Annotated in this window: 18 protein-coding genes; 5 read left to right on the forward strand and 13 right to left on the reverse strand. The window is 37.9% G+C overall.

Features of this window, described 5'->3' with window-relative positions; all coding sequences use genetic code 11:
• The first annotated feature begins 96 nt into the window (after positions 1–96).
• Together CNR22_21400 and CNR22_21405 are read left to right on the forward strand one after the other, a co-directional pair.
• Positions 97–1698: a Na+/H+ antiporter gene (locus tag CNR22_21400; protein PBQ34217.1), complete on the forward strand. Its 1602-nt coding sequence runs from the start codon at positions 97–99 to the stop codon at positions 1696–1698.
• A gap of 18 nt (positions 1699–1716) precedes the next feature.
• Complete coding sequence (locus CNR22_21405) at positions 1717–3183, forward strand: hypothetical protein (GenBank protein PBQ34218.1); 1467 nt, start codon at positions 1717–1719, stop codon at positions 3181–3183.
• Between the two features lie 165 nt (positions 3184–3348).
• Here the strand turns inward: CNR22_21405 and CNR22_21410 are convergent, their stop codons facing one another.
• From CNR22_21410 to CNR22_21440, 7 genes are all read right to left on the reverse strand, one after another.
• Complete coding sequence (locus CNR22_21410) at positions 3349–3822, reverse strand: DNA starvation/stationary phase protection protein (protein ID PBQ34219.1); 474 nt, start codon at positions 3820–3822, stop codon at positions 3349–3351.
• A gap of 114 nt (positions 3823–3936) precedes the next feature.
• Positions 3937–5292: an acyl-CoA dehydrogenase gene (locus tag CNR22_21415; GenBank protein PBQ34220.1), complete on the reverse strand. Its 1356-nt coding sequence runs from the start codon at positions 5290–5292 to the stop codon at positions 3937–3939.
• A gap of 77 nt (positions 5293–5369) precedes the next feature.
• Entirely contained in the window at positions 5370–6014 is a 645-nt protein-coding gene (locus CNR22_21420) for a DNA-binding response regulator (protein PBQ34221.1), read from the reverse strand.
• 5 nt (positions 6015–6019) lie between these two features.
• The gene (locus CNR22_21425) at positions 6020–8941 is read right to left on the reverse strand and encodes a hypothetical protein (GenBank protein PBQ34222.1); all 2922 of its coding nucleotides are present in this window, start codon (positions 8939–8941) and stop codon (positions 6020–6022) included.
• A 158-nt stretch (positions 8942–9099) separates the two neighbouring features.
• Positions 9100–10323 (reverse strand): hypothetical protein, encoded by a 1224-nt coding sequence (locus tag CNR22_21430; GenBank protein PBQ34223.1) that lies wholly within the window; start codon positions 10321–10323, stop codon positions 9100–9102.
• A 116-nt stretch (positions 10324–10439) separates the two neighbouring features.
• Positions 10440–10868, reverse strand: coding sequence for an ATPase (locus tag CNR22_21435; GenBank protein PBQ34974.1), 429 nt, complete (start codon positions 10866–10868; stop codon positions 10440–10442).
• 7 nt (positions 10869–10875) lie between these two features.
• Complete coding sequence (locus tag CNR22_21440; protein ID PBQ34224.1) at positions 10876–11220, reverse strand: transcriptional regulator; 345 nt, start codon at positions 11218–11220, stop codon at positions 10876–10878.
• A 161-nt stretch (positions 11221–11381) separates the two neighbouring features.
• On the opposite strand from CNR22_21440, the gene CNR22_21445 reads away from it, so the two are divergent.
• Positions 11382–12182: a hypothetical protein gene (locus tag CNR22_21445; GenBank protein ID PBQ34225.1), complete on the forward strand. Its 801-nt coding sequence runs from the start codon at positions 11382–11384 to the stop codon at positions 12180–12182.
• Between the two features lie 69 nt (positions 12183–12251).
• Here the strand turns inward: CNR22_21445 and CNR22_21450 are convergent, their stop codons facing one another.
• On the reverse strand, positions 12252–13082 hold the full coding sequence (locus tag CNR22_21450) for a hypothetical protein (GenBank protein ID PBQ34226.1): 831 nt from the start codon (positions 13080–13082) through the stop codon (positions 12252–12254).
• 189 nt (positions 13083–13271) lie between these two features.
• Here CNR22_21450 and CNR22_21455 point away from each other — a divergent pair, with 189 nt between their 5' ends.
• A complete protein-coding gene (locus CNR22_21455) occupies positions 13272–14129 on the forward strand; it encodes a glycerol acyltransferase (GenBank protein ID PBQ34227.1) in 858 nt (285 codons plus the stop codon).
• A gap of 77 nt (positions 14130–14206) precedes the next feature.
• On the opposite strand, the gene CNR22_21460 is transcribed toward CNR22_21455, so the two are convergent.
• The 5 genes from CNR22_21460 to CNR22_21480 form a co-directional block, all read right to left on the reverse strand.
• Positions 14207–14974: an SAM-dependent methyltransferase gene (locus CNR22_21460; GenBank protein PBQ34228.1), complete on the reverse strand. Its 768-nt coding sequence runs from the start codon at positions 14972–14974 to the stop codon at positions 14207–14209.
• 35 nt (positions 14975–15009) lie between these two features.
• On the reverse strand, positions 15010–16485 hold the full coding sequence (locus tag CNR22_21465) for a hypothetical protein (GenBank protein PBQ34229.1): 1476 nt from the start codon (positions 16483–16485) through the stop codon (positions 15010–15012).
• Between the two features lies 1 nt (position 16486).
• The gene (locus CNR22_21470; protein PBQ34230.1) at positions 16487–17698 is read right to left on the reverse strand and encodes an ABC transporter ATP-binding protein; all 1212 of its coding nucleotides are present in this window, start codon (positions 17696–17698) and stop codon (positions 16487–16489) included.
• A 169-nt stretch (positions 17699–17867) separates the two neighbouring features.
• Complete coding sequence (locus tag CNR22_21475; protein PBQ34231.1) at positions 17868–19571, reverse strand: hypothetical protein; 1704 nt, start codon at positions 19569–19571, stop codon at positions 17868–17870.
• A gap of 230 nt (positions 19572–19801) precedes the next feature.
• Positions 19802–20830 carry a Holliday junction branch migration DNA helicase RuvB gene (locus CNR22_21480; protein PBQ34232.1) on the reverse strand — a complete coding sequence of 343 codons (1029 nt, stop codon included), beginning with the start codon at positions 20828–20830 and terminating at the stop codon, positions 19802–19804.
• Between the two features lie 152 nt (positions 20831–20982).
• On the opposite strand from CNR22_21480, the gene CNR22_21485 reads away from it, so the two are divergent.
• On the forward strand, positions 20983–26610 hold the full coding sequence (locus CNR22_21485; protein ID PBQ34233.1) for a hypothetical protein: 5628 nt from the start codon (positions 20983–20985) through the stop codon (positions 26608–26610).
• Positions 26611–26651 lie beyond the last annotated feature (41 nt).

Below are 26651 nucleotides of genomic sequence, written 5' to 3' on the forward strand. Positions count from 1 at the left end.
CATGCGTTTGCGAAACATTAGTGTTAAAAATTATAGAATGAGTCTTATCTTGTAGCCAGGTTTCGTCACTTTTGTGTAATTCGTTTACTTTTAATTATGGAGAATATTACAGTAATAATCATGCTTCTGTTCGGGGTTGCTTTTTTAGGCATTCTGAGCTATAAATACAAATTTCCCTTTCCCATTGCCTTGGTTCTGTGTGGTGTTGTAATTAGTGTGATTCCCGGGCTTCCTATTATTTCGCTTAGTCCGGAGGTTGTTTTTATCGTTTTTCTTCCGCCTTTATTATATGAGGCATCCTGGAATACAAGCTGGCACGAGTTTAGGGCAAACATTCGTCCAATTGGTCTTGCAGCGATAGGACTCGTAGTTTTTACCACGACTGCAGTTGCTGTTGTTATCTATTACATGATTCCGGATATCAGCTGGCCTTTAGCTTTTTTAATTGGAGCCATTGTTTCGCCACCCGACGCGGTTGCAGCAACTTCGGTAACGAAAGGGCTAGGATTATCGCCCCGACTCACCACTATTTTAGAAGGCGAAAGTCTTTTGAATGATGCAAGTGGACTGGTGTGTTATAAATATGCTTTAACAGCAATTACGGCTGGTAATTTTATTTTGTGGCAAGCCAGTCTCAATTTTATTTTAATAGCCGTTATGGGCATCGCTATTGGACTCACGATTGGTTACCTTATGTATCAAGTTCATAAACGCTTTGTTTGCGATCCAATTATAGAAGTGACCTTTACTTTTCTTACACCTTTTGCTTCTTACCTGCTTGCAGAGCATTTTCATTTTTCGGGAGTATTAGCGGTGGTAACAACAGGGCTTTACCTGTCTTTCAGATCAGGCGAAATATTTACACATCAAAGCAGGGTTATGGCTTATTCGGTTTGGCAGGTTGTAGGATTTATTTTAAATGGGCTTGTTTTTGTTTTAATAGGACTTCAATTAAGAAATGTGATGGATGGCATCAGTGAATATTCCAGTGTGTCGCTCGTTTTTTGGGGACTTGCCGTTAGTGCGGTTGTTATTGTGGTGCGGTTTATATGGGTGGTGCCCGCAGCATTTATACCTAAAATATTAGGCAAACATATTAGGAATAAAGAAGATTTTAACCCTCGCAATCTTGCCGTATTTGGTTGGGCCGGGATGCGTGGTGTTGTATCTATGGCAGCGGCGCTGGCCCTGCCAATCACTTTGGAAGATGGCACTCCATTTCCTTATCGCAGTTTAATTATTTATATTACTTTTTGCGTAATCTTGTCAACCCTCGTGTTACTTGGACTTTCGTTGCCATGGGTAGTGAAATTACTCAAGATAAAACCCTATTCGAGCGCTGCTGAGGAATATGAAGTGCGAACCCAGATGGTGTCACTGACGATAGGTCACATCGAAGATAATCTGTCCCTGATTCACGACGAATTGTTACGGAATATTAAAAGCAAGTACGAGGTTAAGTACAACCGACTTCAAAAAACAGACCTTCCTTCGAATTATTTTGGCGCTGGAAAAACATTGGAAGGAAATATTTTTAATGAATTTACACAACTCCAAATAGATTTGATCCAGGTAGAACGAAAGACGCTTGATCGATTGCACCGCTCGGGCGAAGCAAGTCAGGAGGTTTTAAGAAAAATTGAAAAGGAGCTTGATCTTGAGGAAACCCGTCTGGCCATGGAAATGTATCGACCTTAAAACTAACTTTGATCGCAAATGAAATTTAATAAACTGATTGTTCTGTTTTTTTTCTTCTTTCTATCCGTAGATGCTTACAAAGCTCAGAGCCATGCTTTAGATTCACTTAACCGTGAACTTAAAGACGCCCGGTTCGACTCTACGAGATGCCGTATTTTAACTGCCCTTGTTGAATTAGAAGGGGATGACAATATCTGGCCACAGTACAATGATCAGCTACGGGCAATTTGTGAATCTAATTTAAAAAAATATGCTAAGGGCAGCTCACAGAATTTATTTTTTTTAAAGTACCTGGCAGCAACATTCAACAACGAAGGATATCTTGCCAACGTGCAGGGAGATATAGAAAAGGCTTTACATGACTTTGAAGAAAGTATGAAGTTGGAGGAGCAGCTTCAAAATAAAGAAGGAATTGCGGAGTGCTTAAATAATATAGGGTCTGTTTACCAGTATCAGGGTAAAATTACAAAGGCCCTTGACTATTATAACAAGAGTCTTTTATTAAGACAGCAAGTGAAAGACCAAAGAGGCATTTCAGAATCGTATAATAACCTCGGTCTTATATTTAACGAGCTGGGCGATGCTCCAAAGGCTCTTGAATATTATCAAAAGGCTCTTTCCATTCAAGAGGCAACCAAGAATAAAGACGGGATGAGTATTAGTCTCAATAATATGGGAACTCTTTATGAGCAACAAGACGATTACAGCAAAGCTCTAACGTATTTTCAAAAAAGTTTAAAGCTGCAGGAAGAAGCTAATAATAAACAAGTACTTGCTGGTTCGCTTCATAACATAGCACATATTTACGAAAAACAAGGCAATACGTCCAAAGCATTAGATTATTTTGATAAAAGTCTGACTATCTCAGAAGAGTCAGGCAACATGGTTGGCATGGCCCATTGCCTTAATAGTTTTGGTTCTATCTACAAGAAAAAAGACGACCTTCCAAAAGCATTAAACTACTGGCGCAAAAGCTTTGTGCTTTGGGAAAAATTAAACGACAAGCAGGGAATGGCTTTAACCAGCAACCATTTGGCCATCGTCTTTCTTGAACGAGGCGAGTTAAAAGAGGCGGAATCATTTGCTAAACAGAGTTTAAAATTTTCACAGGAAATTGGTTTTCCTGAAAATATTAAAGATGCCAGCTTTACGCTAAGTAAAATATACAAAGCTACAGGTAACAAGAAGTCTGCCAATGAAATGGAGCTCCTTTTTAAACAGATGAACGACAGTGTATCAAGCGAAGCAAGTCGAAAAGCCATTGTTCAAAAAACTATTCAATTTGAATACAAAAGAATGCTACGAGCAGATAGTTTAAATATTGAAGAGGAACGCAGAGGTTTAAATAAACAACAAAAATTACAACCAATAGTTTTTTACTGCACAATTGCAGTGCTTGCGGTTATAGCTGTACTTTGTCTAACAGTTTTCGTGTCGCGCAGAAATAAAAAAAATACAGAAAATGAAAAGAATGCGGCGCGGTAACAAAAGCGTATAGCCAAAGAAAGGTTGTCAAAAATTAAGTAACCATAATCTGAGTGTAGTTAGCGGATTCATGGAAACGAGATCACTTTAGCGGAAAATTTTAAAGCGGAGTTTAAACTAGAAAAGCCGGCAACACCGCCGGCTTTTAATAGGTAATTTATAGTCTTACTTTAAATGTGCCCTTAGCATCCATGCCATTTTTTCGTGCGACTCCAAAAGGCTCGTAATAAAATCACTTGTTCCAACATCTTTGTACTTGTCTGCAAAAACGTTGACGTTAGCTCGCAGATGAGAAATAATTGTTTCGTGATCTTCCAATAGCTCTTTTATGAAACCGGCGCTGGTATTTTTGCCATTTCCTTTTTCTGTTAAATGTGTAAGCTTTAAATAATCTTTGAGAGTAGCCACAGCATAGTGTCCTAGAGAACGAATACGTTCTGCCACATCGTCAATCATTTCTTCAAGTTGTGTGTATTGCGTTTCAAAAAACAGATGCATGGCGTGAAAGTCGGCACCTTCAACATTCCAGTGTGCATTTCGTGTCTTGATATACAAAATATGTTCGTCGGCCAGAAGCGTATTTAACGCATTAGTTATCTTAATTAGGTTTTCAGGTGTAATTCCGATATTAGGTTTCATATGATAGATTTAATACCATGAAGGTATAATTAATAGTCATTGAAGATGCAAAAATGCCCGAAGTTTAGAATATTTAGAACTATTCTTATCACGAATCAAAACCCGCTTTAAGAACTACACAAAGGAGCTGTAGCCTGTAATTGCTCTTCCTACAATTAACGTGTTGATTTCTTTGGTTCCCTCATAAGAATAAATGGCTTCAGCATCTGCTACAAATCTTGCCACATCGTACTCCAGAAGGATCCCATTTCCCCCCATAACTTCACGGGCCCTACTTACAATATCGCGCGTTCTTAAACTGCAAAAAACTTTTGCCAGGGATGCTTGTTCGTCTGTGAGCAGTTTTTGATCTTGTAATTCAGATAGTCGGGCTACCATGGTTTGCATGGCGGTTAAGTTCGTAAGCATTTCAACCAGGTGATTTTGTATCAATTGAAAAGCAGCAATTGGTTTTCCGAATTGTTTTCTTTCTCTGGTATATTTTAAAGCAGCTTCGTATGCACCGCGACCACATCCTACAGCGAGCCAGGCAACACCGGCTCTCGTTTGCCGTAAAACATTTGCAGTGTCTTTGAATGTATTTGCTTTTTGAAGACGATCAGCTTCTTCTACTTTACAATCGGTAAGTGTAATAAGTCCATTTTGAACAATGCGCAGAGCCATTTTATCTTCCATTTTTTCTACTAAAAGTCCAGGATTAAACTTACGCACCAAAAATCCTTTTACCTGTTTATCGGCCTCGTCTTCTGCCCAGATAATAATTACGTCAGCAAAAGTGGCGTTACCTATCCATTTTTTCTGACCGTTTAAAGTCCAGCTATCTCCTTCGCGTTTTGCTTTCATAGTTAAACCTCCGGCAACTGCAGATCCCACTTCAGGTTCAGTTAATCCAAAAGCACCAATTTTTGTAAGATTTTTTAATGAGGGAAGCCATTCTTGTTTTTGCGCCTCTGATCCCAATAAATAGATAGAACCCATTACTAAGCCACTTTGCACACCAAAAAAGGTAGCGAAGGAGACGTCTACACGGGCCATTTCCATCGCTAAAATTCCTTCCATTAAACAAGAACGAACAGGTGTACTGTATCCTTCGTAAGTAATTCCGCAAATATCCAATTCGGCAAGCTTCGGTAAAATATGGTGTGGAAATTCGGCGCGACGCCAATAATCATTTACGATGGGTTTTATCTCTTTTTCTAAAAAAGCACGGACCTTTAACTGTAATTCACGTTCTTCTTTTGTAAGGGTATGTCCGATATTATAAAAGTCGCCTTCAATAGGAGGAAGGTCTTTTTTCTTTTTTCCTTCGCTTAACATTTTGCTTAAACCGGCAAGCTGCTTGTCGTCCAGCTTACTCACATTCTGCATCACTTCCGCGAGATCTATTTTCTGAGAGAGTTTTCCTAGTGCTTTTAAATCGACGTGTTTAAATAACCGGTATGCGTTTTTGATGTTGGAAAAGAGTGACATAGGATGGCATTTTATCTACTCAATGTATATAATAAAATTATGCCAGGGTCATAAAAGAACTTAAAATGAATTGCGTGCTAAAATAGATCTGGATTTTTTAAAAATTTTGCAATTACTTCAGACTTGCTGTTTACTTCAAGCTTTGTATAAATGTTTTTAATGTGAAAACGCACCGTATCCACCGATATGCTAAGCCTGTCGGCAATCAACTTATAACTCAGGCCGTCTACAAGTGTTTTTACAATCTGTTCCTCCCGTTGTGTTAATTTGCTTTCCGTCAACTTCTGAAGCGGGTTAAAGTACTCTACAATTTTTCGGGCAATGGTGGGTGACATATAACTGCCACCTTTAAGAATAGTCAGGATACTCTCTTTAATTTCTTCAAAAGACGTGCCTTTTAAAATATAACCTGTAGCGCCTGAACAAAGAGATTTAAAAATTTTATCTGAGTCCTTAAAAACAGTTATCATGATAACATCTGTTTGCGGGTTTTTTTCTTTAATAAGCTTAATTCCCTCTATACCTGATTTTCCCGGCAATCCAATGTCAGTCAATACAACATCTATTTTCGAAAAATCTGTCGGGGATTCAAAAAATGCTTCTACTGATGGTACGGCCAGGATCTTTTCAAATTCTGGCTGGCTTAAAAAATAACGTTCCAGGCCCTTTCTCACATCCGCATCATCTTCAATGATTGCAATAAAAATATTGGAATGTTTCATAAGCGCTATAGTTTTTTTATTTTAAGTAGAACCTGGTAACCCTTTTCCTGTGAGATTTCTAAAGTTCCCTCCATAAGTTCAGCGCGCATTTTCATATTACGCAATCCCTGGCCTTGTTTGCCAGCCGGCATTTTTGTGGGAACTCCATTGTCGGTAATAACCATAACAAATTGCCGTGAACGATTCTCAAGCAGGACCTTTACATGTGTTGCTTTTGAATGCTTAGCGATATTATGAATAGCTTCTTTAAAAATCAAAAAAAGGTTCTGGCGAACAAGTATATCAAGCTGTTTCTCTGTATCAAGATTGTTTGCTGTAATTTCAACTTCCACTTCCAGTGGAAACAAAATTTCTCCCGCTTGCTCTCTTAAGCGATCTACAAGGTTACCAATTTTATCATTGCGTGCATCAATCGACCATAATACATCGCTCATAGCAGCAGTTGCTAAACGACTTGTATCTGCTATTTTTGAAACCTCCATAACCGGATCATGCTCTGAAATTCCCTGTTTCATTAATTCGGCTTGTATTGTAATACGAGTAAGCAAACTTCCAACTTCGTCGTGAAGATCGCTCGATATTTTGGTGCGAAGCTTTCTTATTTTCAAAACCTGGTATATGCGGTATCGCGCAATGCTGTATACCAGCGCTGACACGCTCAATACTACTGCTAAATAAAACCACCAGGTGGAGTAGAAAGGTTCAGAAATTGAGAGCTGGATGCTTAATTGATTTTCACTCAAAATGCCTTCGCTACTTACACCTTTCAATTTGAGAATATAGGTGCCTGCAGGGATAGCGTTAAAACGTATATTGTTTTGAGTGCCAAGGTTTGTCCAATCCTTGTCATAACCTTCGAGTTTGTAATAAAACGTATTTCTCAGGGGATCATAAAAATCATCGAGGGCAAAGTAGAAAGAAAAAAAATTGTCTTTGTAGGAAAGTTCAATTTCTTTTAACTCCGACAAATCTCCGTAGCGTTCGGAAATACTATCTTTTAACCCATCATACTTTGAAAATCGCGTTAGAAAAATTCTCGGTTTTTGTGCTGTTTCTTTTTTAAGAGAGTCAGGATAAAAAGCATTTACCCCATTCAATCCACCAAAGTAAAGTTTTCCGTCACTGGCCTTTAATTGAGCCGCAATATTAAATTCATTGTCTGTTAGCCCATCTTTGTCATAATAATTTTCGAATTTTTCTAGTTTAGAATCAAATCTCGAAAGTCCGTTGAATGTGCTTATCCAAAGAATGCCTGAATTGTCTTTCAGAATACCAGCAACAGAATTGTCTGCCAGACCGGTTTTTTTTGTGTAGTTTTTTATTTTCTTTGTTCTCGTATTTATTTTGAAAATACCTGAACCGCGTGTTCCGGCCCAAAGCATACTATCATTTTCAGAGAAGAGTGTACTTATAAAGTTTACCGGAACACTTGTAGAGGCTTCAGAAAAATGTTGTATGATTTTTTGTTGTTCGTTCATTTTAAAAATACCGGATGAATAGGTGCCAATCCAAATAATTCCTGATGGATCTCTTACAAGATCAGTTATTTCAATATTAGAGATGTCAGCTCCATTGTTACTTTTATACTTGGTTAAGCGGTTGGTTAATTTATCATACAAAAACAACCCATTATGTGTTCCAACCCAAATTCTATTGCTTCCATTCTCCAGCATAGCACAACTCTTAAAAAATTCGGACGTGCTAAGCGGAAATTCAATGCATTTAGTTTTTTTATTAAAGCGGTAAAGCCCCTTTATTTCAGAACTTAGCCAAATGTAATCCTTGTCTTCAAGCAAACGATAGGGGTAATATGCATTTGCACCAGCCAATTTACGACTCCTGAATTTATAACGTTTTACAGAATTGTCTTTCTTATAAAGTTTGAACAGTCCGTTGTAACTGCCTATGTAAACATCCCCGGAATCGTTCTGAATCATTCCGCGGATGCTATTTTTGTCTTTGTATTCGCCACCATAAATAGTTAAATAGTTTTCGAACAGATTTTTTTTTGGATAGAATTTTATTAAGCCATAGTGAGTACCGATCCATAAGATTCCTTTACTGTCTTCATACATAACAGAAGGCGCCCCGGTAATGAATCTGTTCATTTGCGCACTAAAGTTTGTAGTTTTGTTTGTTGTTAGACTGGTTTCAAATAAAGATCCGTCACCGAAGCCCAGCCATATATTATTTCGGTTAGATAGGTAAGCTACCATAACACGGTCAGGTGCGTCTGAAATATGCAATGTTGGTTTACCAGCAACATTCGCTCCGCTAAGCGCGGAGATATAATTAATAGTGCCAAAAACATCTGCAATAATGATCTCCATTTCTCCAGGAAGAAATTCCATTTGAACAATGTCTTCTGTTTTTACTTTAAAACTGCTACTTTCCTCGAAATGTTTATCCAACTTTCGAACAGAGCCGAAATTTGTAAGCATAAATAAACAGGAATCGGGAGTTGCTTTAAAATCGTAAATCTGATATTTGAAAACTTTTTCACGGTTTGGAAATTGAAAAACTTTCCTGTAAGTATTTGCGTCGCTGAATCTCAAAACTTCGCCATTGCCCAAACCTACAACAATAGATCCATCTGCGTGATTAGTTATCGCAGTAACTTCTGAACTGAAAATGCTGTCTGCAGGGTTTTTATCGTTATTGAAATAGGTTTTTATCTCACCGGTTTTTTGATTGAATATATTTAAACCCCGCCAGGTGCCAATCCATAACAAGCCATTCTTATCTTCGTATAAGCATTTTATTTTTCCGTTGCTAAGGCCGCTTTCCCGGTTGTATTCTCTAAAGGTGTAGCCATCATATATATTTAATCCATTAACTGTACCAATCCACAAGAAACCGCTTTGCGATTGAAGAATGCATGTAATATCCTTACTGGATAAACCATCGTCTATTGTAAAGAGTTGCATTTGTGCTTTCACATAAATGCAACTAAAAATAAAAAAGCTATATATGAAATTTTTCAAGTCTATTGATGGTACTTGTAAAATAAACAAAAAAAAGAGATTGTCTCAAAAGACAATTTAAGCCTGTTTGAGAAATCTCTTTTAAAGTTGAAGGCTGATAACTAGTTTTTAATAATTTTACCTGTTTGAGAAAAGTTAGAACTTGTTAAAGTATAAAAGTAAATGCCTGAAGGCAAATTACTACCATCAATAGCAATACTGTAATTACCATGCAGGAGTTGCTTTTCACTGGCAGATTTTAAAATTTTACCTGTAACATCTTTAATAGTCAGAGATACCTCACCTTTTTCTTTAACGGGAAAATCGAACACAAAAGTGGACACAAATGGATTTGGATAAACACTTAAATTTATTGCATTATTGTTTTTTATAAGTCCGGTAGCGGTGCCACCAGAAGATTTTGTTTTGATTATTCCTGTATTGGCTACGGCGTAAATATTTCCATTAGGCGTAGAAGTAATGCCTGTAAACAATTCTGTTCCCGATCCGGGGTATTCATAGTCTTTTACCCAAGTGTTTCCGTTGTATTTTAAGACCATTCCTTGTCCTCCAAAACCAGGGCTGGCAGCGGCATATCCAAGTGTAGCACTTACCATATGTACATCATAAACATGGTAGCTGTTGTTTGGCAATGCTGTGTTGTATGTACTCCAACTGTTACCATCCCAGTGATACATACCAGAGCTTTCACCACACATAAATCCCTCATCTGAATCAGTAAAACTCACTCCATGAAGATCGTCGAGATTTGCAGTTGCCGGACTACTTACATTGGTCCAGTTCGTACCATTATATTTAAGAACCCTACCGCTGCTTCCAACCGCCCAACCTTCTGTTTCACTCAGCATGTGTAAATCGTTAAAAGTGTTTGAATAAATAGAGTTGCTCATTTGCGTAGTCCACGTGGCACCTGCATCATTTGTCATTTTAATACAGCCCCAGTCGCCTGAAACCCAACCTGTACTGGCATCTAAAAAGAATACACCGTACATGTCCTGAGAGAAACTGATGTTTAAAGCCGACCATGAAGTTCCATTGTATTTAATAACCGTACCTCCATCTCCAACAGCGTAACCAGCACCGGTACTTACCATAAAAATTTTATTCAGATCTTTGGTTGTTCCGCTGTTCTGTTCCAACCAGGTAGTTCCCCCGTTTGTGGTGCGTACAATTTTGCCCTGGCGACCCACGGCCCATCCATTGTTATTGTCGGTAAAAAATACATCGTCAAGATCATTGGTAATAGTACTGTTTAAATCTGCCCAGGTTTGCGTAAAGGCAAAAGCAGGTATACATAAGGATAAAATGAGTAATACTTTTTTCATGATTTATAATTTTAAGTTATGGCTCAAAATTATTTCAATCAAGTGCTTATGTCAACTACATAAAGGTGTAGTACCAGATAGGAAAGTAGTGTAGACGCATTCTCATTTTTGAATTACTAATTTTCAAGAAAATCCTTTAATGATTTTCCAACAATATGTGTCCACCCTTCTGAAAAACTTTCTTTTTGAAAATCTTTCCCATGGTTTGCAAAGGTCTCTATGCCTTCATGGGTCAATTTTAAACGTGTAGTGTGTCCTTCGGCAAAAAGTTCAAAGGTTACACGAGAACGACCTGCCAAACCTTTATAAGTCCAGGTGTAGGAAAGCTTTTTTTCAAAAACAGATTCTATTACTTCGCAGTAGTGCACATAGTCTGAGCCATCACTGCCTTTACCAGTAAATTCAAATTTAAACCCCGGCTCCGGCTTAAATTCAGCCAATTTAAAATACCATTCTTTCATGTGTTCCTTCTCAGATATGGCTTTCCAAACTTTAGACAAGGGTGCCTTGTACGTTCTTTCGATGGTGTATGGTTCTGATTTTATCATAATCTTATTTTTTAGTGATTTTACTTTTTTTCGGTTGTGATTTTTCGAGGAAAGCTCCCAGGGCATCTAATCTTGTTGTCCAAAAGGTGTCAAAGAAGTTGATCCAGCTTTGCAATTCTTTAAAGCCATGTTTATTTAAAGCGCACAATCTTTCCCTGCCTTTATCTTCGATGGTTATAAATCCCGCAGAATACAAAATTTTAATATGTTTAGAAACAGCGGGTCTACTCATTTTAAAATTTAAAGCCAGTGAATTAATGGATTGTTCATCCTTGGCAAGCAGATGAAGAATTTGTCTCCTGCTTTGATCAGCTATTGCCTGGAAAGGATCAGTGTAAGTGTTTTTCATTAATGAGTAACTAAAAAGTTACACAAATATAAGTAACTTTTTAGTTACGCAATAGCCTTTAGTAATTTGTTTTCAGAAAATAGGGGGTAACCTACATAAAAGTGTCTTAAGGTAATAGGTTTATATATTTTATTAAATTTGACTCATTAAACAAAATCATTATGAAGAAAATACTCGTTGTTATTGCCTCGGTTTGCATAACCCTTAGCTCTTTACAAGCACAGAAAAAGTATGAAAAAATCATGTACAAAGATGTTACTGTCGAAAGCGATGGAATCTCTTTGGTTGGTAAGGATGGGGTTTCTAATAAAGAAATGACAAAATTTAAAATTAAAATTACCAATAAGACGGATGATATTATTGTGTTTAAACCAGACGAAAGTACCTTAAAGGCCAATTCTAAAGAATTTAAACCGAAAGAAAAAACTATGGAAGTTCCGCCTACAGAAACGGATGGTAAGGTTATAAATTTTACAGGACCGGAATTTATGGTGAATTCCTATTCTTATCTTATGGAAGGTATTTATAAAGTTTCTACACTAACAAATTCAGTACAAACAGAAGATTTTGTATTACCTCCTTCGCAAAATGAATTTAAGACAGGCAATTTTACCTGCACTATGAGTGATTTAAATAAGGAAACTGATAAAACAAAAGTAAAATTCGAATGCCGTTATACTGGCAATAAAGTTGGGGTAATTCATCCTGGAAGAGCTGCTGTAAAATTACCTGATGGCACAGAAGTAGCTAATGCCAAGTCTTCACAAGCTCCCATTATAGTCGAAAAAGGCGAGTCTAAAAAATTTACGATGTATTGGAATCGCATGGAAGGTGGAAGAAAGACCGACATGCAATTAATTAAGCTTCTTATTATCTGGAGAAATACGTTTGTAGAAGCCGACATGGTTAAACTAAAACCCGTAACCCTCGACTTTCAGATCGATGAGGCTCTGAGTAAATAATAATCTGATTTTAGTTGCGAGCCGGATGCTATTGCTCCGGCTTTTTTAATTCACCTATGCAGAGATGGATTAAGAGTGCATCAATATCACCGGAACAGGGCTGGCAAAAGCTACTTCCTTGCTCACACTTTCGTGAAAGAGGTTGTAAACCACACTGTGCTCCTTGGGCTCCACAATCATCATGTCAACCAAATTGTTATTCAACATTCCTAAGAGTCCTTCACTCACTTTTTTCTCAGTTACTATAACCAACTTGTGTTCTTGTTTTTCATGTGTTTTATCAAAGAAATGATTAACCACAAATTCACTGGGTGCAAAGTGATGATTCTCTCCAACAACTTGTATAATTTCAAGTTCAGCTCCAAATAAATTACTTATCGCTTTTGCTTTTTGTAAAGAAGGATCCGGAGAATTCACGTCACTATGGTCGCTCGCAAAAGCAATCGCCTTTGGTTTTTTGTAAGCAAAGGCGTGAGGTACTACAATCACTGTACATCTTGTTTTGCGAGAGGTCTCAAGGGCATTACTTCCCATCAAAGCCTTCAACAATTTATTATCCTGGTGCGAAATGCCCATTATTATAAATTCTATTGGGTGTTTCTCGCAATATTCTGCAAGAGTTTGAGTAATATCGCCCATTTCGGCAAAGCATTCAATTTTCGTTAGGTGCGAATTATTCTGTGCAATTTTAGTTGCGAGTTTACGAAGTTCTTTTAAGCTGTCTGCAATAACATCTTTGTATGAAAATGCTGGTAAGCCTATTTCCGGTGTTACCAAAGGATAAGAAATAACATTTACTAAAACTATTTCTGAATGGAGTTCTTTTGCCAGGTTTATTCCATAGTTTAAAGAAGTTTCGGAGTTTTCTGTAAAATCGTAGGGAATTAATATCTTTTTCATAGTTTGAAATCTTTGCTTTTAACATGCAATAGTTATACCATTAAAACTGGTACGAACAAATATAAACTTGATTATCAATAACTTATTTTGTTTTGAGAGAAAACGCGTTAAAACAGGGATATAAAAGGCCAATACGTCGAGTCTTATACAAATATCTAGGCATTTCTTATATCTTTGACCTTCTAAATTATGGACAACAAAAAGTTTATCGATATCGAAAAGATCCTTAAGGAAAAGGCTTATAAACTTTACAGATGGATGCCTGGCTTTGCTATTAATTGGTTGAAACGAAAGCTTCACGAAGAGGAAATTAACGCAGCAATGGTTAAATTAAAGGATGATAAGGGGCTCGTTTTTAATAAAAAAGCCCTTGATATACTTGGAGCTAAAGTAGAAACAGTTCATCCTGAAAATATTCCTTTAACCGGAAATGTAACTATTGCATCGAATCATCCTCTTGGTGGATTAGACGGCATGGCACTAATAAAGGCCGTTGGGGAGTTACGCACAGATGTCCATTTTTTCGTGAATGATATCCTGAAAAACCTCACCAACTATGGGGACGTATTTGTGGCTGTAAATAAACTTGGTGCGGCATCGGCGGGTTCTCTTCGTACAATGGAAGAGATTTTTCGTCAAGGTGGCGCGGTTCTTATTTTTCCAGCTGGACTTGTATCCCGCAAACAGGAAGGAATTGTTCGTGACTTAAGTTGGAAAAAAAGTTTTGTTACCCAGGCCATAGACCATAAACGTATGGTTGTTCCAACTTTTATTGAAGGAACAAACTCAAAATTCTTTTACAATTTTGCTCAATGGCGTAAACGTTTGGGCATTAAAGCGAACCTTGAAATGATCTTTTTACCGGACGAAATGTTCCGGGCAAATAAAAAAACTATTCGTATTCATTTCGGTAAACCTTTTAGCTATACCGTATTTGATAATAGCAAAAGTCACAAAGAATGGGCCGATCACATGTATAAGTTTATTTATTCTGCAGAGTTTATGAGGGGAATGAGTTTTGAAGACTACGTGAAAGGAGGCTATTAATTATTCCTGCCGATAACTATCAGGAATTAATTTCGTTTACAAGTTGGGAATAGTTTAAATGAATTATAAACCCGCAATTATTTCCTGCACAAGTAAATCATTTCTCCGGCCGGAAGTCTGTATCTGTCAACCAATTCAGGACTCAAAGTGTTTACAAAATCATCCACGGTGACATTAAATCCTGCTGCTGCTAACTTGTCTTTGTAGTCTAATCCAAATAAACGTACGTGGTCTTTTTGCCAGTAATGAATTTCGCGATCTGCTTCGCTGGTAATGCTTTTATCTTCGTAGGTTGTAGCGCGGGTGGTATCTAGAGGCACTTGAAAAACTCCCCAGCCTCCCGGTTTCATAATACGGTACAATTCACGCATGCATTGGTCAGCATCTTCAACATGTTCTAAAACGTGATTGCAAAAAATAACATCAAAGCTATTGTCAGTAAATGGCGCCTTGTGTAAGTCGAAATGAATGTCGGCAATAGGGCTGTTATAGTCGCCAGTCGTGTAGTCCAGGTTTTTCTGCGCTTTGAATAATTTGTAAAAACACTGCTCTGGCGCGATGTGCAACATTTTATGAGGCTTTGTGAAAAAGTCTGTTTTTTGTTTAAGATACAGCCACAGCAACCGGTGACGCTCTAGGGATAAGCTGCCCGGACATAAAACATTTTTACGTTTAGCTTTACCGCTGTAGCCATAAGGTAAAAACTTACGGTAGGTTTTGCCGGTAATAGGATCTTCGTAACGATTGCCGTAGTAAAGTATTGGAGCAATTTTACTAAAGCCAAGGCTAAACCAAATGAGGATAGGGCGGGGTATTGTTCTTAGAAGGAAATGAAACACGCGTATAAAATTAGATTACAAAATTAAGATTTTTAGGGAGATTACGCCTTCCTTGGAAGCGCTAGTTGTTTTGCAAAAAGTCGATTAAAAAGAGGCTGAAAAACTATAAAAGCAATTAGACCGAAATAAATACAAATTGAGTTCCACTTCTCATATTCAGCCCGCCAATAATCGTAAAGAAAGCGTCCTTCATAATCTACCTTTATCTTGGGAGCTTCAGGATTATTTATGCCGTCTTTAATGATATCGATATCATAGGAATTAAACCGGTATTCATGGTTGTGAAACAACTCTGTATATTCATGTAAGATGATGACTATTATTAAAGGAAGATAAGCTGCGAATACAAAAAAAGCCTGGTTAAGTATATTGACGTCCGGTTTAAAATAATTACTACGCAACCCAAAGAATAAACTTACCGTGCAGACTGCCACAAATAAAAATGTCCAGAATGTTGTTGCATTTGTTGATGAATCTGTGTAACCAAAATGAATAAGCTGTGAGAAAATAAGCGCAACAATAGGATAAAAAATATAGACGAGCGCTACAATGAGATATTGTCTCCAATTGTTCATCTTAAACAATATCAGCAACGTAGTGAAAAAGAAAATGATATGGAGTAAGGTCTTAAAATAATCTGCCGTAAAAATAAAAAGATGAAAATACTGAGCTTCACTGACGTTTTGCAGGATCATCCTCATATTACTACCATAAGACTCGGAATATCTTAAAGTAGTGTCCGTGTTTATGCGTCTAAGATTTCTTAAGGATAAATATTCTTTTTTATACTCTTCTTCGCTGAACTTGTAAAGGACACCATACTTTTTTGAAACCTCTAAATAATCTTTAATTCTTTGATGAAGTTCTTGTTCACTTATTCGGGAATTATAGATGTGACCTGGTTTGGTAAGCTTATAAGCGTTGTGAAAATCCTGATTAGAAAGGTATGGAGTAAAATAATCCCGTGCAGAATTATTCAGTTTCTTTAAATTAAAATACTGATTTTCATTCTCATCATCTTTATTGCTCAAGCGGTAAGTCTGGTATTTCGTCTTAGAATTTACCAAATACCCATAGTTTTCGTTAAGCGTGTGAATGTCGTTAAGTAATTCGCTTTTATCAAATGTGTTCGCCACTCTTTGATTATAGATAAATTCAAAAGGATATGGCGATAGTGCGAAAATGGAAAGCGATAGGAATACTAGGATAAAACTCAGGTAAGAATCGGGAGCTTGTTGTTTTCCGTAAGTTTTATCCTTATTAAAAATTACATAATTGTAAGTCCAGATGCAAATAAATACAAACCCGATTAGGCTTATGAGGAAATACCAAAGCCCATAGTTAATCTTACTTTCAAACTGAAAAGGTATTACTGCTCCCAGGAGAGCCGACAGGAACATAAGCACAAAGCCATGCCAGATTGCATAATGGATTTTACTCATCCATACTACCGGATAATTTTCCAGTAAAAGGGTATCCAGCTTATTTAAAAATTTTGGAGTTATGGATTTCAACATATTAAATGTCTTTGTGAAAGAGTTTTCGGGTAGACTGGCTGATATCACGGATATAATTCAGCTCGACTTCTTTTTGTTCAAGTAACTTGGTGAGTGTATAAAGGGTGCTGTCGGTTCCTGTATGTATGATAAAAGAGGTTCCGGCGTTTTCAATTTTATAATCTGTTTTCCCTGCAAAGCAAATAGTAAGTTGGTCGAGATCAAACTTTCCAGATATTTCAAAAGTATTGTGTTGGCGGTTTAGCGCGAAATCTCCGCGTTGACCGTTATACAAAGTTTCCCCCTGTCTGATAAAAATTATGTTATCCGCTACCTTTTCAATTTCGTGAAGATTTTGTGAAGTTAATATAACAGCCATAGGGTGGGAGGCAGACTGAGTGAAAAAACGCAGGTCCTGCAAAAACAATTGCTGCGCATTAATGTCAAGGTTAGCAAGCGGCTCATCCAGTAGAAGCAATTTCGGTTTCCATAAAAGCATCTTTGCAAGTTCAAAACGTAATCGGTACCCGCTTGATATTTCTGTCCATTTAAGGTCACGAAATTTATCAAGACCTAACCGAAAAAGAATGTAGTCTATTTGTTTCTCATTTGCTTTGCCTTTAATGTCGTGAATAGTGGCGTGAAATTTAAGATTCTCCAATAAAGTGCCATGCCACTTATCTATGCGTTGCGGAATGAAGGCGAGTTTGTTTTTTATCCCGTACCAATCCTTTTTCAGACCCTGCAATGCCGGGTAATCCAAAGTACCAGTGTCTGCGCTTAATTCGCCTGCAAGAATCCTTAAAAGTGTTGTTTTGCCGTTTCCATTTTCTCCTACTACACCGGTAATTTCACCGCTTCTTAAATAAACATTCAGAGGTTTTAAAGTAAAGCGATTTCTTCCTTTAGAAAATACTTTTGAAATTCCCTCTGCTTTCAAAACGAATTCTTTTAAAGTATCAGCAATTTCTTTGTCTGTAAATTTGACTTGTTTGAGTTGATCAAGCAAACGTGAAGCCTTAGAAGGGAAATCCCTGTCAAAGTTTAGCTGGTCGTTTTCAACTACTCCCTCCAAAAAAGCTTTTCTCAGGTCCAGCACATCTTTGCGGGTTTCCGCCTCTATCTCGAATTCTTCACCCAGATCCATAAGTCTTCGGGTTACTAAACTGAAATCGCTGTGTTGTATCGCATTTTCAATATCTGAAATATACTTTTGCTGAATATTCATCCACATAAAAATAAAGATAGAAATTTAAATTAAAGCTGTTTTGTTGGGTTTCTATTAGTTATCAAATGCAGAAAAGTGCGGTATATAGCCTTACTGCCGCGGATTTTAACTATAAAAAAAGGTTGCCTGTTATGCAGACAACCTTCTTGTTATAAGAATGCAGTATTAATTAAACTTAATTTGTGCGTATAAGTTTACCAGATTGAATCATTTTATTATTTCCAATCAGCGTATAAAAATATATTCCTGGAGCTAAATCTTCCGTTTCAATTGTAGTTAATTCTGTTGAAAGTAAGCTGCTGATTACCTCGGTTCCTGAAGCACTATAAACGCGTAACATAAAGTTATCTACATTTTGTACCGAATTCAGATTAAGGGTAATGCTATTTTCAAAAGGATTCGGAAACACTTTAATGGCAGCGTTAAGTTGCAGCGAATTGACAGACGTTACAAGCGTTCCGGTAATATTGGAGCAATTGGATGTTGAACCTTGCACGATTGCTGTCATAGCGGTTGTTGTTAAAGCTCCGTTAGTTATCAGCGCTCTTCCATCAAGTGTTACTCCCGTATTAATTGCCCCAAGCGCACCATTATTACAAATGATGGTGCCTTTAAAAACCGAATAATTATTTAAACTAACCGCACCTTCAATTTGCCAGTATACATTTTTTGCCTGAGCTCCGTTTATAAGTTTTACTTTGGCGTAAGTACTTGTAGAAAGTGCTCCCTTTATTTTTAAAACAAAAATCGCGTTGGAATTTCCCATGGCGTTTAAGTACAGTGTGTCAGTAAAAACAGTAGCTGCATTTAAGAGATAAACGTGTGGTGTTAGCACCAGGTTGTTGCCAAATTGCGCAGGATATAACAATTCAATATCAGGGTTTAAAGAATTTAGGTAGTTGTAAGCAACCAGTAAATCGTTTGCACACTGAGCGGTGGAGGCATCCGGATTGGGATGTATTAACCCGTTAACAAGAAGTGGATTATAACCAGACGGCGACCCGCTGTTGCTTCCCACATCACCCGTGATAGTTGTTAAGCCTGAATTTGAAACAGAACCTATGGAAGAAAATAGAGCATAACAAGCTGCAGTTCCAAGATTAGGCGCAGCGGGACCGTTTAAAGCCGGACTACCACACCCTATAGGAGTGTAAGCAAATACCCCGTCAACACTGATGGCGCCCGTGGTCGACAAAGCTCTTCCTTCCAGCGTATCGCCGGTATTCATACTTATAGCTGCATTATTTGCTATTATGGTTCCGCGCATGGTTGTTCCTGATGCCATGTTAACCATGCCTTCTACTTTCCAATAAATATTACAGGCAAGTGCTCCGTTAACTAATTTTACTTTAGAAGATGCGTTTGTTGATAAGGCTCCTTGTATCTGAAAGATGAACACAGCATTCGGATCATTCTGAGCATCTAAATTTAAATCAAGATTTAAGGTGGCATTGCCAGTTATTGAGTAGATACCTGGAACTAAAGTCTGGCCATTTCCCAAAAGAGACGCGGGGAAAAATGCAGGTATTGCGCTGTTAAGTTGGTTATAAGCAATTAAAAGATCGGTTGCACATTGGGCGCTAACCCCATCTCCATCATGCATTCCGCCGTTCACATTGCCGAAAGCTGTGCTGGAGCCATTGTTAGTTCCCACATTGCCGGTGAGCTGTGAAATGCCAGAGTTGCTTACCGAGCCGTTAATTGAAAAAAGTACAAAATTTGCAGCGGTTCCTAAGGTCGGGGCTTGCCCAAAATGTTTACCTGATAAAAATAGAAATGATAGAGCGAGTAATTGATGTTGTAAATTGATTTTCATTTTTGAAATATAAAACGTGAATTTATTTTCACTGAGTAAAGGTGATGTAATTAAACCCGGCACAACTATATGTGCTGGGCAAAAAAATCCCCACCGTGGTTTTTAGCTAGCGATTAGTTTAAAAGAAAAGGTATTAGGCTTAAAATTGCAAGTCCTACCAAGTCTGACAGGGCAAAGCAATTAACCTCACAATATTTGCCAATTAAAATGCGCCTAAGTAAATTGTAAACTTGGAAAGTAAAAAGTTAGCAGATAGAGGAAAAAAATAGATGAGTCCTTAGAAAAGGAAGTACCTATTCATCAAACAAGCCACCGCTTTTTTTATAAAAATTTTTGCCTAAATGTTTGTAGGCAAGTTCTGTAGCTTCACGTCCACGCGGGGTGCGCATCAAATAACCTTCCTGAACTAAAAAAGGTTCGTAAACTTCTTCAATGGTTCCGGCTTCTTCGCCCACAGCAGAGCTAATGGTGCTAATACCAACCGGACCACCCTTAAATTTATCGATGATGCAGGCAAGAATTCTTAAATCCATTTCATCGAGACCATTCTTGTCTACATTTAAAGCTTTAAGAGAGTAAGTAGCCATATCAATATCAATATCGCCTGTTCCTTTAATTTGCGCAAAATCACGTACGCGGCGTAAAAGAGCATTAGCAATACGTGGCGTGCCACGGCTTCTGCGGGCAATTTCGTATGCGGCTTCATCTTTAATTTCAACATTTAAAATAGCGGAACTCCGTTGTACAATTCCCGTCAATACTTTACTGTCGTAATAATTTAAACGGCTGGTAATACCAAAACGGGCGCGTAGGGGAGAGGTCAGTAAACCACTCCTTGTAGTTGCACCAACCAAAGTAAAAGGATTTAATTTAATCTGAACGCTTCTCGCATTAGGACCGCTATCAATCATAATGTCAATTTTATAGTCCTCCATCGCAGAGTACAAATATTCCTCCACTACAGGGCTTAAGCGATGAATTTCATCAATAAATAAAACGTCGTAAGGCTCTAAATTGGTAAGAAGACCTGCAAGATCTCCTGGTTTATCTAATACTGGACCACTGGTTACTCTCAAGTTTACACCTAAATCATTCGTGATAATGTGTGCCAAAGTTGTTTTGCCCAATCCTGGAGGCCCATGTAATAATACATGATCAAGAGCTTCGCCACGTTGTTTAGCCGCAGCCACAAACACGCGTAAGTTGTCCACAACACTTTCCTGTCCGCTAAAATCATCAAAGGCAATCGGTCTTAACGCCCTTTCAATGTCTTTATCCGTCGGACTCAAAGTTCCTTCGTTCGCATCTAAATTCTCGTTCATAGGTTAAAGATATACGTTTCTTTGGTGCAACCTTGCTACAAATTGTAGAATGTTAAGTTTTGAATTCTTTCAGATAATCCTCACAAACTGTTAGCAAATTGGCTGAACGAAGCTTGAAAAAACATCTATTTTTAAACAAATTCCTAAACCCTATGTCATCTTCAAAAACTAAAAAGATTGTCCTTTCGTTAGCTATTGCCGCTATTCTTGGATTTATAATTTACAAAGTTATAGATTATAGAAAATCAGGCGAAAAAAGTAGTATTGAGTCTGAATACAGCATAAATCCTGCTTTTGCCAGCTATATCAATTCTTTTACTTCCGGTTTTATTTCCACAACTTCTACCATCAAAGTGAGGTTAAACGAAGAATTTGCGGGTTCAACACAATTAAATACCCCCTTAGAGGAAACCTACTTTTCTTTTAGTCCTTCTATAGAGGGTACAACCGTTTGGAGAGATGCGCAAACTCTGGAGTTTGTACCAAAAGCACCTTTAAAGCCGGGAAAGAACTATGAAGCAACATTCTTTTTACACAAACTGGCGGATGTTAAAAAAGAACTAAAAGAATTTGAGTTTCAATTTCAAACCATTCAGCAGTCTATACAATTGGTAACGAATGATCTTAAATGTTATCATTCCAGCGATTTTAATTTCTATAGTCTTACAGGGCATGTAGCAAGTGCCGATGTGGCTGATAAAACGCAAATCGAAAAAAGTCTTAGCGCCAGTCTCGACGGAAAATATTTAAATGTAAAATGGACACATGAAGATAATGGAATTATGCACCGCTACCTGATAGACAGTATTGAGAGGCCATCTGACAGAACTGCAACTTTAAGTGTGAATTGTAACGGAAAAGACATGAGCGTAGATTACAGTGCTAATCAAAACCTTCCTGTGCCGGCAAAAGAGAGTTTTGTATTACTGAATGTCAAAGTAATCAGAGAGGGTGATCCTTTCGTACTTTTAAATTTTTCCAACCCCATTGATGAAACAACTTCTCTGGAAGGTTTGATAAGCATTACCGGATTAAATGAAGTAAAATATATTGTGAGTCATAACCAGGTGATGGTCTATCCACAAAATACAAAAACAGGCTCTTATGTTTTAAAAGTAAATGAAGGTGTGAAAGATGCCAGAGGGAAAGCCTTGGGCGTTTCTTCAGAACACAGTATAGCTTTCAGCCAGGTGAATCCTGCCGTTAGATTCGCAGGTGGTGGAAATATTCTTCCTTCAAGCACAGGATTATCTCTGCCCTTCGAAACAGTAAATCTACGTGCTGTAGATGTTACCATTGTTAAGATATACGCCAATAACGTTCTTCAGTTTTTACAAAACAATACACTCGATAGCGATTACCAATTAACTCAAGTCGGAAAAAAAGTCGTTCGTAAACGCATCAATCTTGGTATCACAAATCCTGCAGATCTTGGCACTTGGAAAAAATCGGCGTTGGATTTGTCTGCATTATTAAAAGCAGAACCAGGAGCTATCTACAGGGTGAGCTTCTCTTTCAAAAAAGCGTACTCTTCGTATCCATGTCTTGGAAACTCCAATGATATTGAAATGGAAGAGTTAACAGAAACAGAACCGGAAGAGGACGTTTCTTATTTTAATAATTACAACTACGAGTACGGTTACAACAATTATTATTACGATGGAGAAGAAGAGTATGATTGGAAAGACCGCGATGATCCTTGTAAATCATATTATTACATCCGCTCAGAGAGAACCGTCTCAAAAAATATTCTAGCTTCAGATCTTGGACTTACACTGAAAAAGGGAAATGATGGAAGCCTTTTTGTGGTAGCAAACGATTTAATTTCTACAACACCTTTAAACAACGTTCAGATAGAACTTTACGATTATCAGAAGCAATTAATTCAAACAGCAAGCACTAATTCAGACGGTCAGGTATTTATTTCTCCGCAACGCACACCTGCTTTTATAGTAGCTAAAAATGATAAGCAGTTTGCTTATCTCCGTGTTGACGATGCCGGAACTCTGCCGTTAAGTATGTTTGATGTCTCAGGTGCTGCGATTAAAAAAGGATTAAAAGGTTTCATATACGGCGAACGTGGTGTTTGGCGTCCTGGCGATTCGTTATTCCTCAATTTTATTTTAGAAGATAAACCAGCGTCCATTCCGGCCAATCATCCTTTGTCACTGGCTTTGTTTAATCCGCAAGGACAATTATACAAGCGTGTTGTTGCAAACAAAAGTGTGGATGGTTTTTACAATTTCACTCTAGCAACCGACAAAAATGCACCCACAGGTTTTTGGAATGCGGAAGTAAAAGTGGGCTCAGTGCGGTTTAATAAATCACTCCGTATCGAAACCATTATGCCAAATCGTTTAAAGATCGAACTCAATTTTGGAAATGATAAACTCATTCAGGCTTCAAAATCTAATTCCATTAAACTGCATACAAACTGGCTTACCGGGGCCACTGCAAAGAATCTCGCTGTCAAAATGAATGTGGCATTGACTTCGGCTATTACAGAGTTTCCAAAATTTAAAGATTATAACTTCGATGACGCTACACAGCGCTTTGAGGCACAAAATGTATCAGTGTTTGACGGAAAAACGGATGAAGAGGGCAATGTTTCTGTTCCTTTGACTATTAACCTGGAGAATAATGCTCCTGGTATGCTGAAAGCAGCCTTTAACACAAATGTCTTTGAACCAGGCGGAGCGTTTAGTGTCGACCGTTATACGCTTAATTATTCTCCATACACCTATTATGCGGGTTTAAAATTACCTACCGGTGAAAAAAATACAGGGATTCTTTATACAGGCAAAGATCATTTTATTGAAGTAGCAACCGTTGATGCAAACGGTAATGCTGTGTCCCGTCCGAATATGAAATTTGAATTGTATAAACTCGAATGGCGTTGGTGGTGGGATCAGTATGAAAATGATCTTGCTAACTATGCATCAGACGAATATCACAAGCCTGTTCAAAGTCAATCCTTTTCTACGAAAAATGGAAGGGCTAATGTAAAAGTCAACATTCATGAAAATAATTGGGGTAGATATTTAATTCGGATAACCGACATGGATGGAGGTCACAGCACTTCCACAACAACTTATTTTGACTGGTCTAACTGGATGGACAGGGGTGGGGAAAATTCTGACACTAAAATCTTGTCAAACATGTTAAACTTCACAACCGATAAAGACAAATACACAGTAGGCGAAGAAGTGAAACTAACTCTTCCGTCTCCTCAAAATGGCCGGGCCTTAATTACTATTGAAAATGGCACTAAAGTAATGGAAGCGCATTGGTTAGAAACAGAAAAAGGGAGTACAACTTTCAAATTTAAAGTAACACCTCAAATGTCGCCCAATGTCTACGTCCATGTTTCCCTTATGCAACCTCACGCGCGCACAAACGATCTTCCAATTCGCCTGTATGGCGTATTGCCTGTTACCATTGACGATCCGAATTCACATCTGAAACCTACAATAAAAATGCCGAACGTTATTGAGCCTGAAAAAAACGTGAGTATTGTAATTGGTGAAGAGAGCAATAGGGAAATGGCCTTTACACTAGCGATTGTGGACGATGGATTGTTGGATATTACACGTTTTAAAACACCTGATCCACACCCAACATTTTATGCGAAGGAAGCTTTAGGTGTGAAAACGTGGGATGTATACGATAATGTAATCGGGGCGTTTGGCGCTGATTTAGAACGCATTTTAAGTATTGGTGGCGATGGAAGTGAGATGAATAACGATGGCGCTAAAGCAAACCGGTTTAAACCAATGGTTAAATTCTTCGGCCCCTATCATTTAGGGAAAGGAGAAAAGAAAACAATCAGTTTTAAAATGCCGATGTATGTGGGTTCGGTCCGTACTATGGTTATAGCCGGAAATAAAGGCGCATACGGAACAGCCGAGAAAACAACACCGGTAAAAGCTCCTCTGATGATCCTTGGAACTCTGCCACGGGTATTGAGTGTTACTGAAGAAGTTAAATTGCCCATCTCTATTTTTGGTGGTGAAGCAAACATTGGTAACACGCAAGTAAAGATTGAGGTCAATGGTTTATTACAACCAGTAGGCGGCAATGTTAAAACCGTTAGTGTAAATAAAAATGATGAAAAGCTTGTTCTTTTTGATCTGAAAGTAAAAAATTTAACAGGCATAGCCAAAATAAGAATCACTGCTTCAGGTGGCGGACATTCGGCTACTTACGACATGGAACTCGATGTGCGAAATCCAAATCCTTACGAAATCACAAGCACAGAATATTGGGTAGATGCCGGTAAAGCGATCAAACAAACATATTCTCCGTCAGGAGTTGCCGGAACAAATACTGGAGCTTTGGAACTTTCCGCCATTCCTCCCATTAATCTCGAAGAGCGCTTACATTACCTCATTCAATATCCACATGGGTGTATCGAACAAACTACCTCTCAAATTTTTGCCCAATTGCACTTGCCTGATATTATGGAGTTAAGTCCTGAACGTAGAACGATTATTGAAACGAATATTAAAGGTGGAATTAATGACCTTCGGAAATTTCAGTTAGGTTCAGGAGGATTTGCTTATTGGCCGGGTAATACAGAAGAGAATGACTGGGGCACTTCTTATGCAGGACATTTTATTTTATCTGCGGAGAAAAAAGGATACACATTGCCTGCAGGCATGAAAAAAAGTTGGATCAGTTATCAGCAAACTACCGCACAGAATTTCGAAATAAATAAAAGCAAATTTTACAATAGTGATGAGTTGCAAGCATACCGTTTATATGTGTTGGCGCTCGCAAATAATCCTGTTATGGGAGCTATGAATCGTTTAAGAGAATATAGCGCTTTAACGAGCCAGGCACGTTGGTTACTGGCAGCAGCTTACGCGCAGGTAGGGCAGTTGGATGAAGCCTCTAAGCTCATCAGTCTGGCAACTACACAAATTCCTCCTTATAAAGTAAACTACTACACTTACGGTTCTTCAGATAGAGATATGGCTATCGTTTTGCAAACCCTCTGCCTTTTAAATAAAAAGCAACAAGCATTTTCTCAGCTTAAAAAAGTTTCGGAATACTTGTCCTCTAAAAGCTGGCTAAGTACTCAAACCACGGCTTTTGGACTCGTTGCTGTTTCTGAGTTTATAATGAAGTATGGAGGCTCTTCAGCCATGCAGGCTAAGTGCAATGTTAATGGACAAGATGCGTCTGTAAAAGGTAAAGCTGCGATCTCGCAAATCCCTCTTACTTATAAAGGTAACACAGGTGGTTCATTTAGTGTAGAAAATAATGGAAGCGGTATGCTGAATGTAAGATGTGTAAACCGTGGCAAGCCACCCATCGGGCAGGAGACAGCTGCTGCAGAAAATATTTCTGCATCCGTAATTTACAAAGATATGTCCGGCAACATAATTGATCCTACAGAGCTTCAACAAGGAACAAACATTATGATTTCAGTAACAGTTAAAAATCTGGGAATAATGGGGGAGATTCAAAACATTGCCATGATTAATTATATTCCTTCTGGTTGGGAAATTCATAATTCGCGCATGGATGATAATGAAGCAGTTTTAAAAAATTCATCTTACACTTATCAGGATATTCGCGACGACCGTGTACAAACCTATTTTGATCTGGGGCGCAATGAGACCAAAACTATTAATATATTGGCTAATGCTAGTTATGAAGGCCGCTTTTATTTGCCGGGCTTAAACGTAGAGGCCATGTACGATAATACGGTTTATGCAAGAACAAAAGGTCAATGGATTTCAGTTGTAAAAAATAAATCTACAAAAGTTCCCTAATTGTTAAACCTTGAAAAATTCAAATGTGATTTGAATTTTTC

The organism is Sphingobacteriaceae bacterium (genome assembly GCA_002319075.1).
GTDB lineage: Bacteria > Bacteroidota > Bacteroidia > B-17B0 > Aurantibacillaceae > Aurantibacillus.

What these genes read in the sequence shown, in the direction of transcription:
- CNR22_21440 (PBQ34224.1), bottom strand. Translation starts at nt 11,220, where the DNA reads ATGAAAAACACTTACACTGATCCTTTCCAGGCAATAGCTGATCAAAGC.
- CNR22_21425 (PBQ34222.1), bottom strand. Translation starts at nt 8,941, where the DNA reads ATGCAACTCTTTACAATAGACGATGGTTTATCCAGTAAGGATATTACA.
- CNR22_21450 (PBQ34226.1), bottom strand. Translation starts at nt 13,082, where the DNA reads ATGAAAAAGATATTAATTCCCTACGATTTTACAGAAAACTCCGAAACT.
- CNR22_21445 (PBQ34225.1), top strand. Translation starts at nt 11,382, where the DNA reads ATGAAGAAAATACTCGTTGTTATTGCCTCGGTTTGCATAACCCTTAGC.
- CNR22_21400 (PBQ34217.1), top strand. Translation starts at nt 97, where the DNA reads ATGGAGAATATTACAGTAATAATCATGCTTCTGTTCGGGGTTGCTTTT.
- CNR22_21480 (PBQ34232.1), bottom strand. Translation starts at nt 20,830, where the DNA reads ATGAACGAGAATTTAGATGCGAACGAAGGAACTTTGAGTCCGACGGAT.
- CNR22_21485 (PBQ34233.1), top strand. Translation starts at nt 20,983, where the DNA reads ATGTCATCTTCAAAAACTAAAAAGATTGTCCTTTCGTTAGCTATTGCC.
- CNR22_21410 (PBQ34219.1), bottom strand. Translation starts at nt 3,822, where the DNA reads ATGAAACCTAATATCGGAATTACACCTGAAAACCTAATTAAGATAACT.
- CNR22_21405 (PBQ34218.1), top strand. Translation starts at nt 1,717, where the DNA reads ATGAAATTTAATAAACTGATTGTTCTGTTTTTTTTCTTCTTTCTATCC.
- CNR22_21470 (PBQ34230.1), bottom strand. Translation starts at nt 17,698, where the DNA reads ATGTGGATGAATATTCAGCAAAAGTATATTTCAGATATTGAAAATGCG.
- CNR22_21415 (PBQ34220.1), bottom strand. Translation starts at nt 5,292, where the DNA reads ATGTCACTCTTTTCCAACATCAAAAACGCATACCGGTTATTTAAACAC.
- CNR22_21430 (PBQ34223.1), bottom strand. Translation starts at nt 10,323, where the DNA reads ATGAAAAAAGTATTACTCATTTTATCCTTATGTATACCTGCTTTTGCC.
- CNR22_21455 (PBQ34227.1), top strand. Translation starts at nt 13,272, where the DNA reads ATGGACAACAAAAAGTTTATCGATATCGAAAAGATCCTTAAGGAAAAG.
- CNR22_21465 (PBQ34229.1), bottom strand. Translation starts at nt 16,485, where the DNA reads ATGTTGAAATCCATAACTCCAAAATTTTTAAATAAGCTGGATACCCTT.
- CNR22_21420 (PBQ34221.1), bottom strand. Translation starts at nt 6,014, where the DNA reads ATGAAACATTCCAATATTTTTATTGCAATCATTGAAGATGATGCGGAT.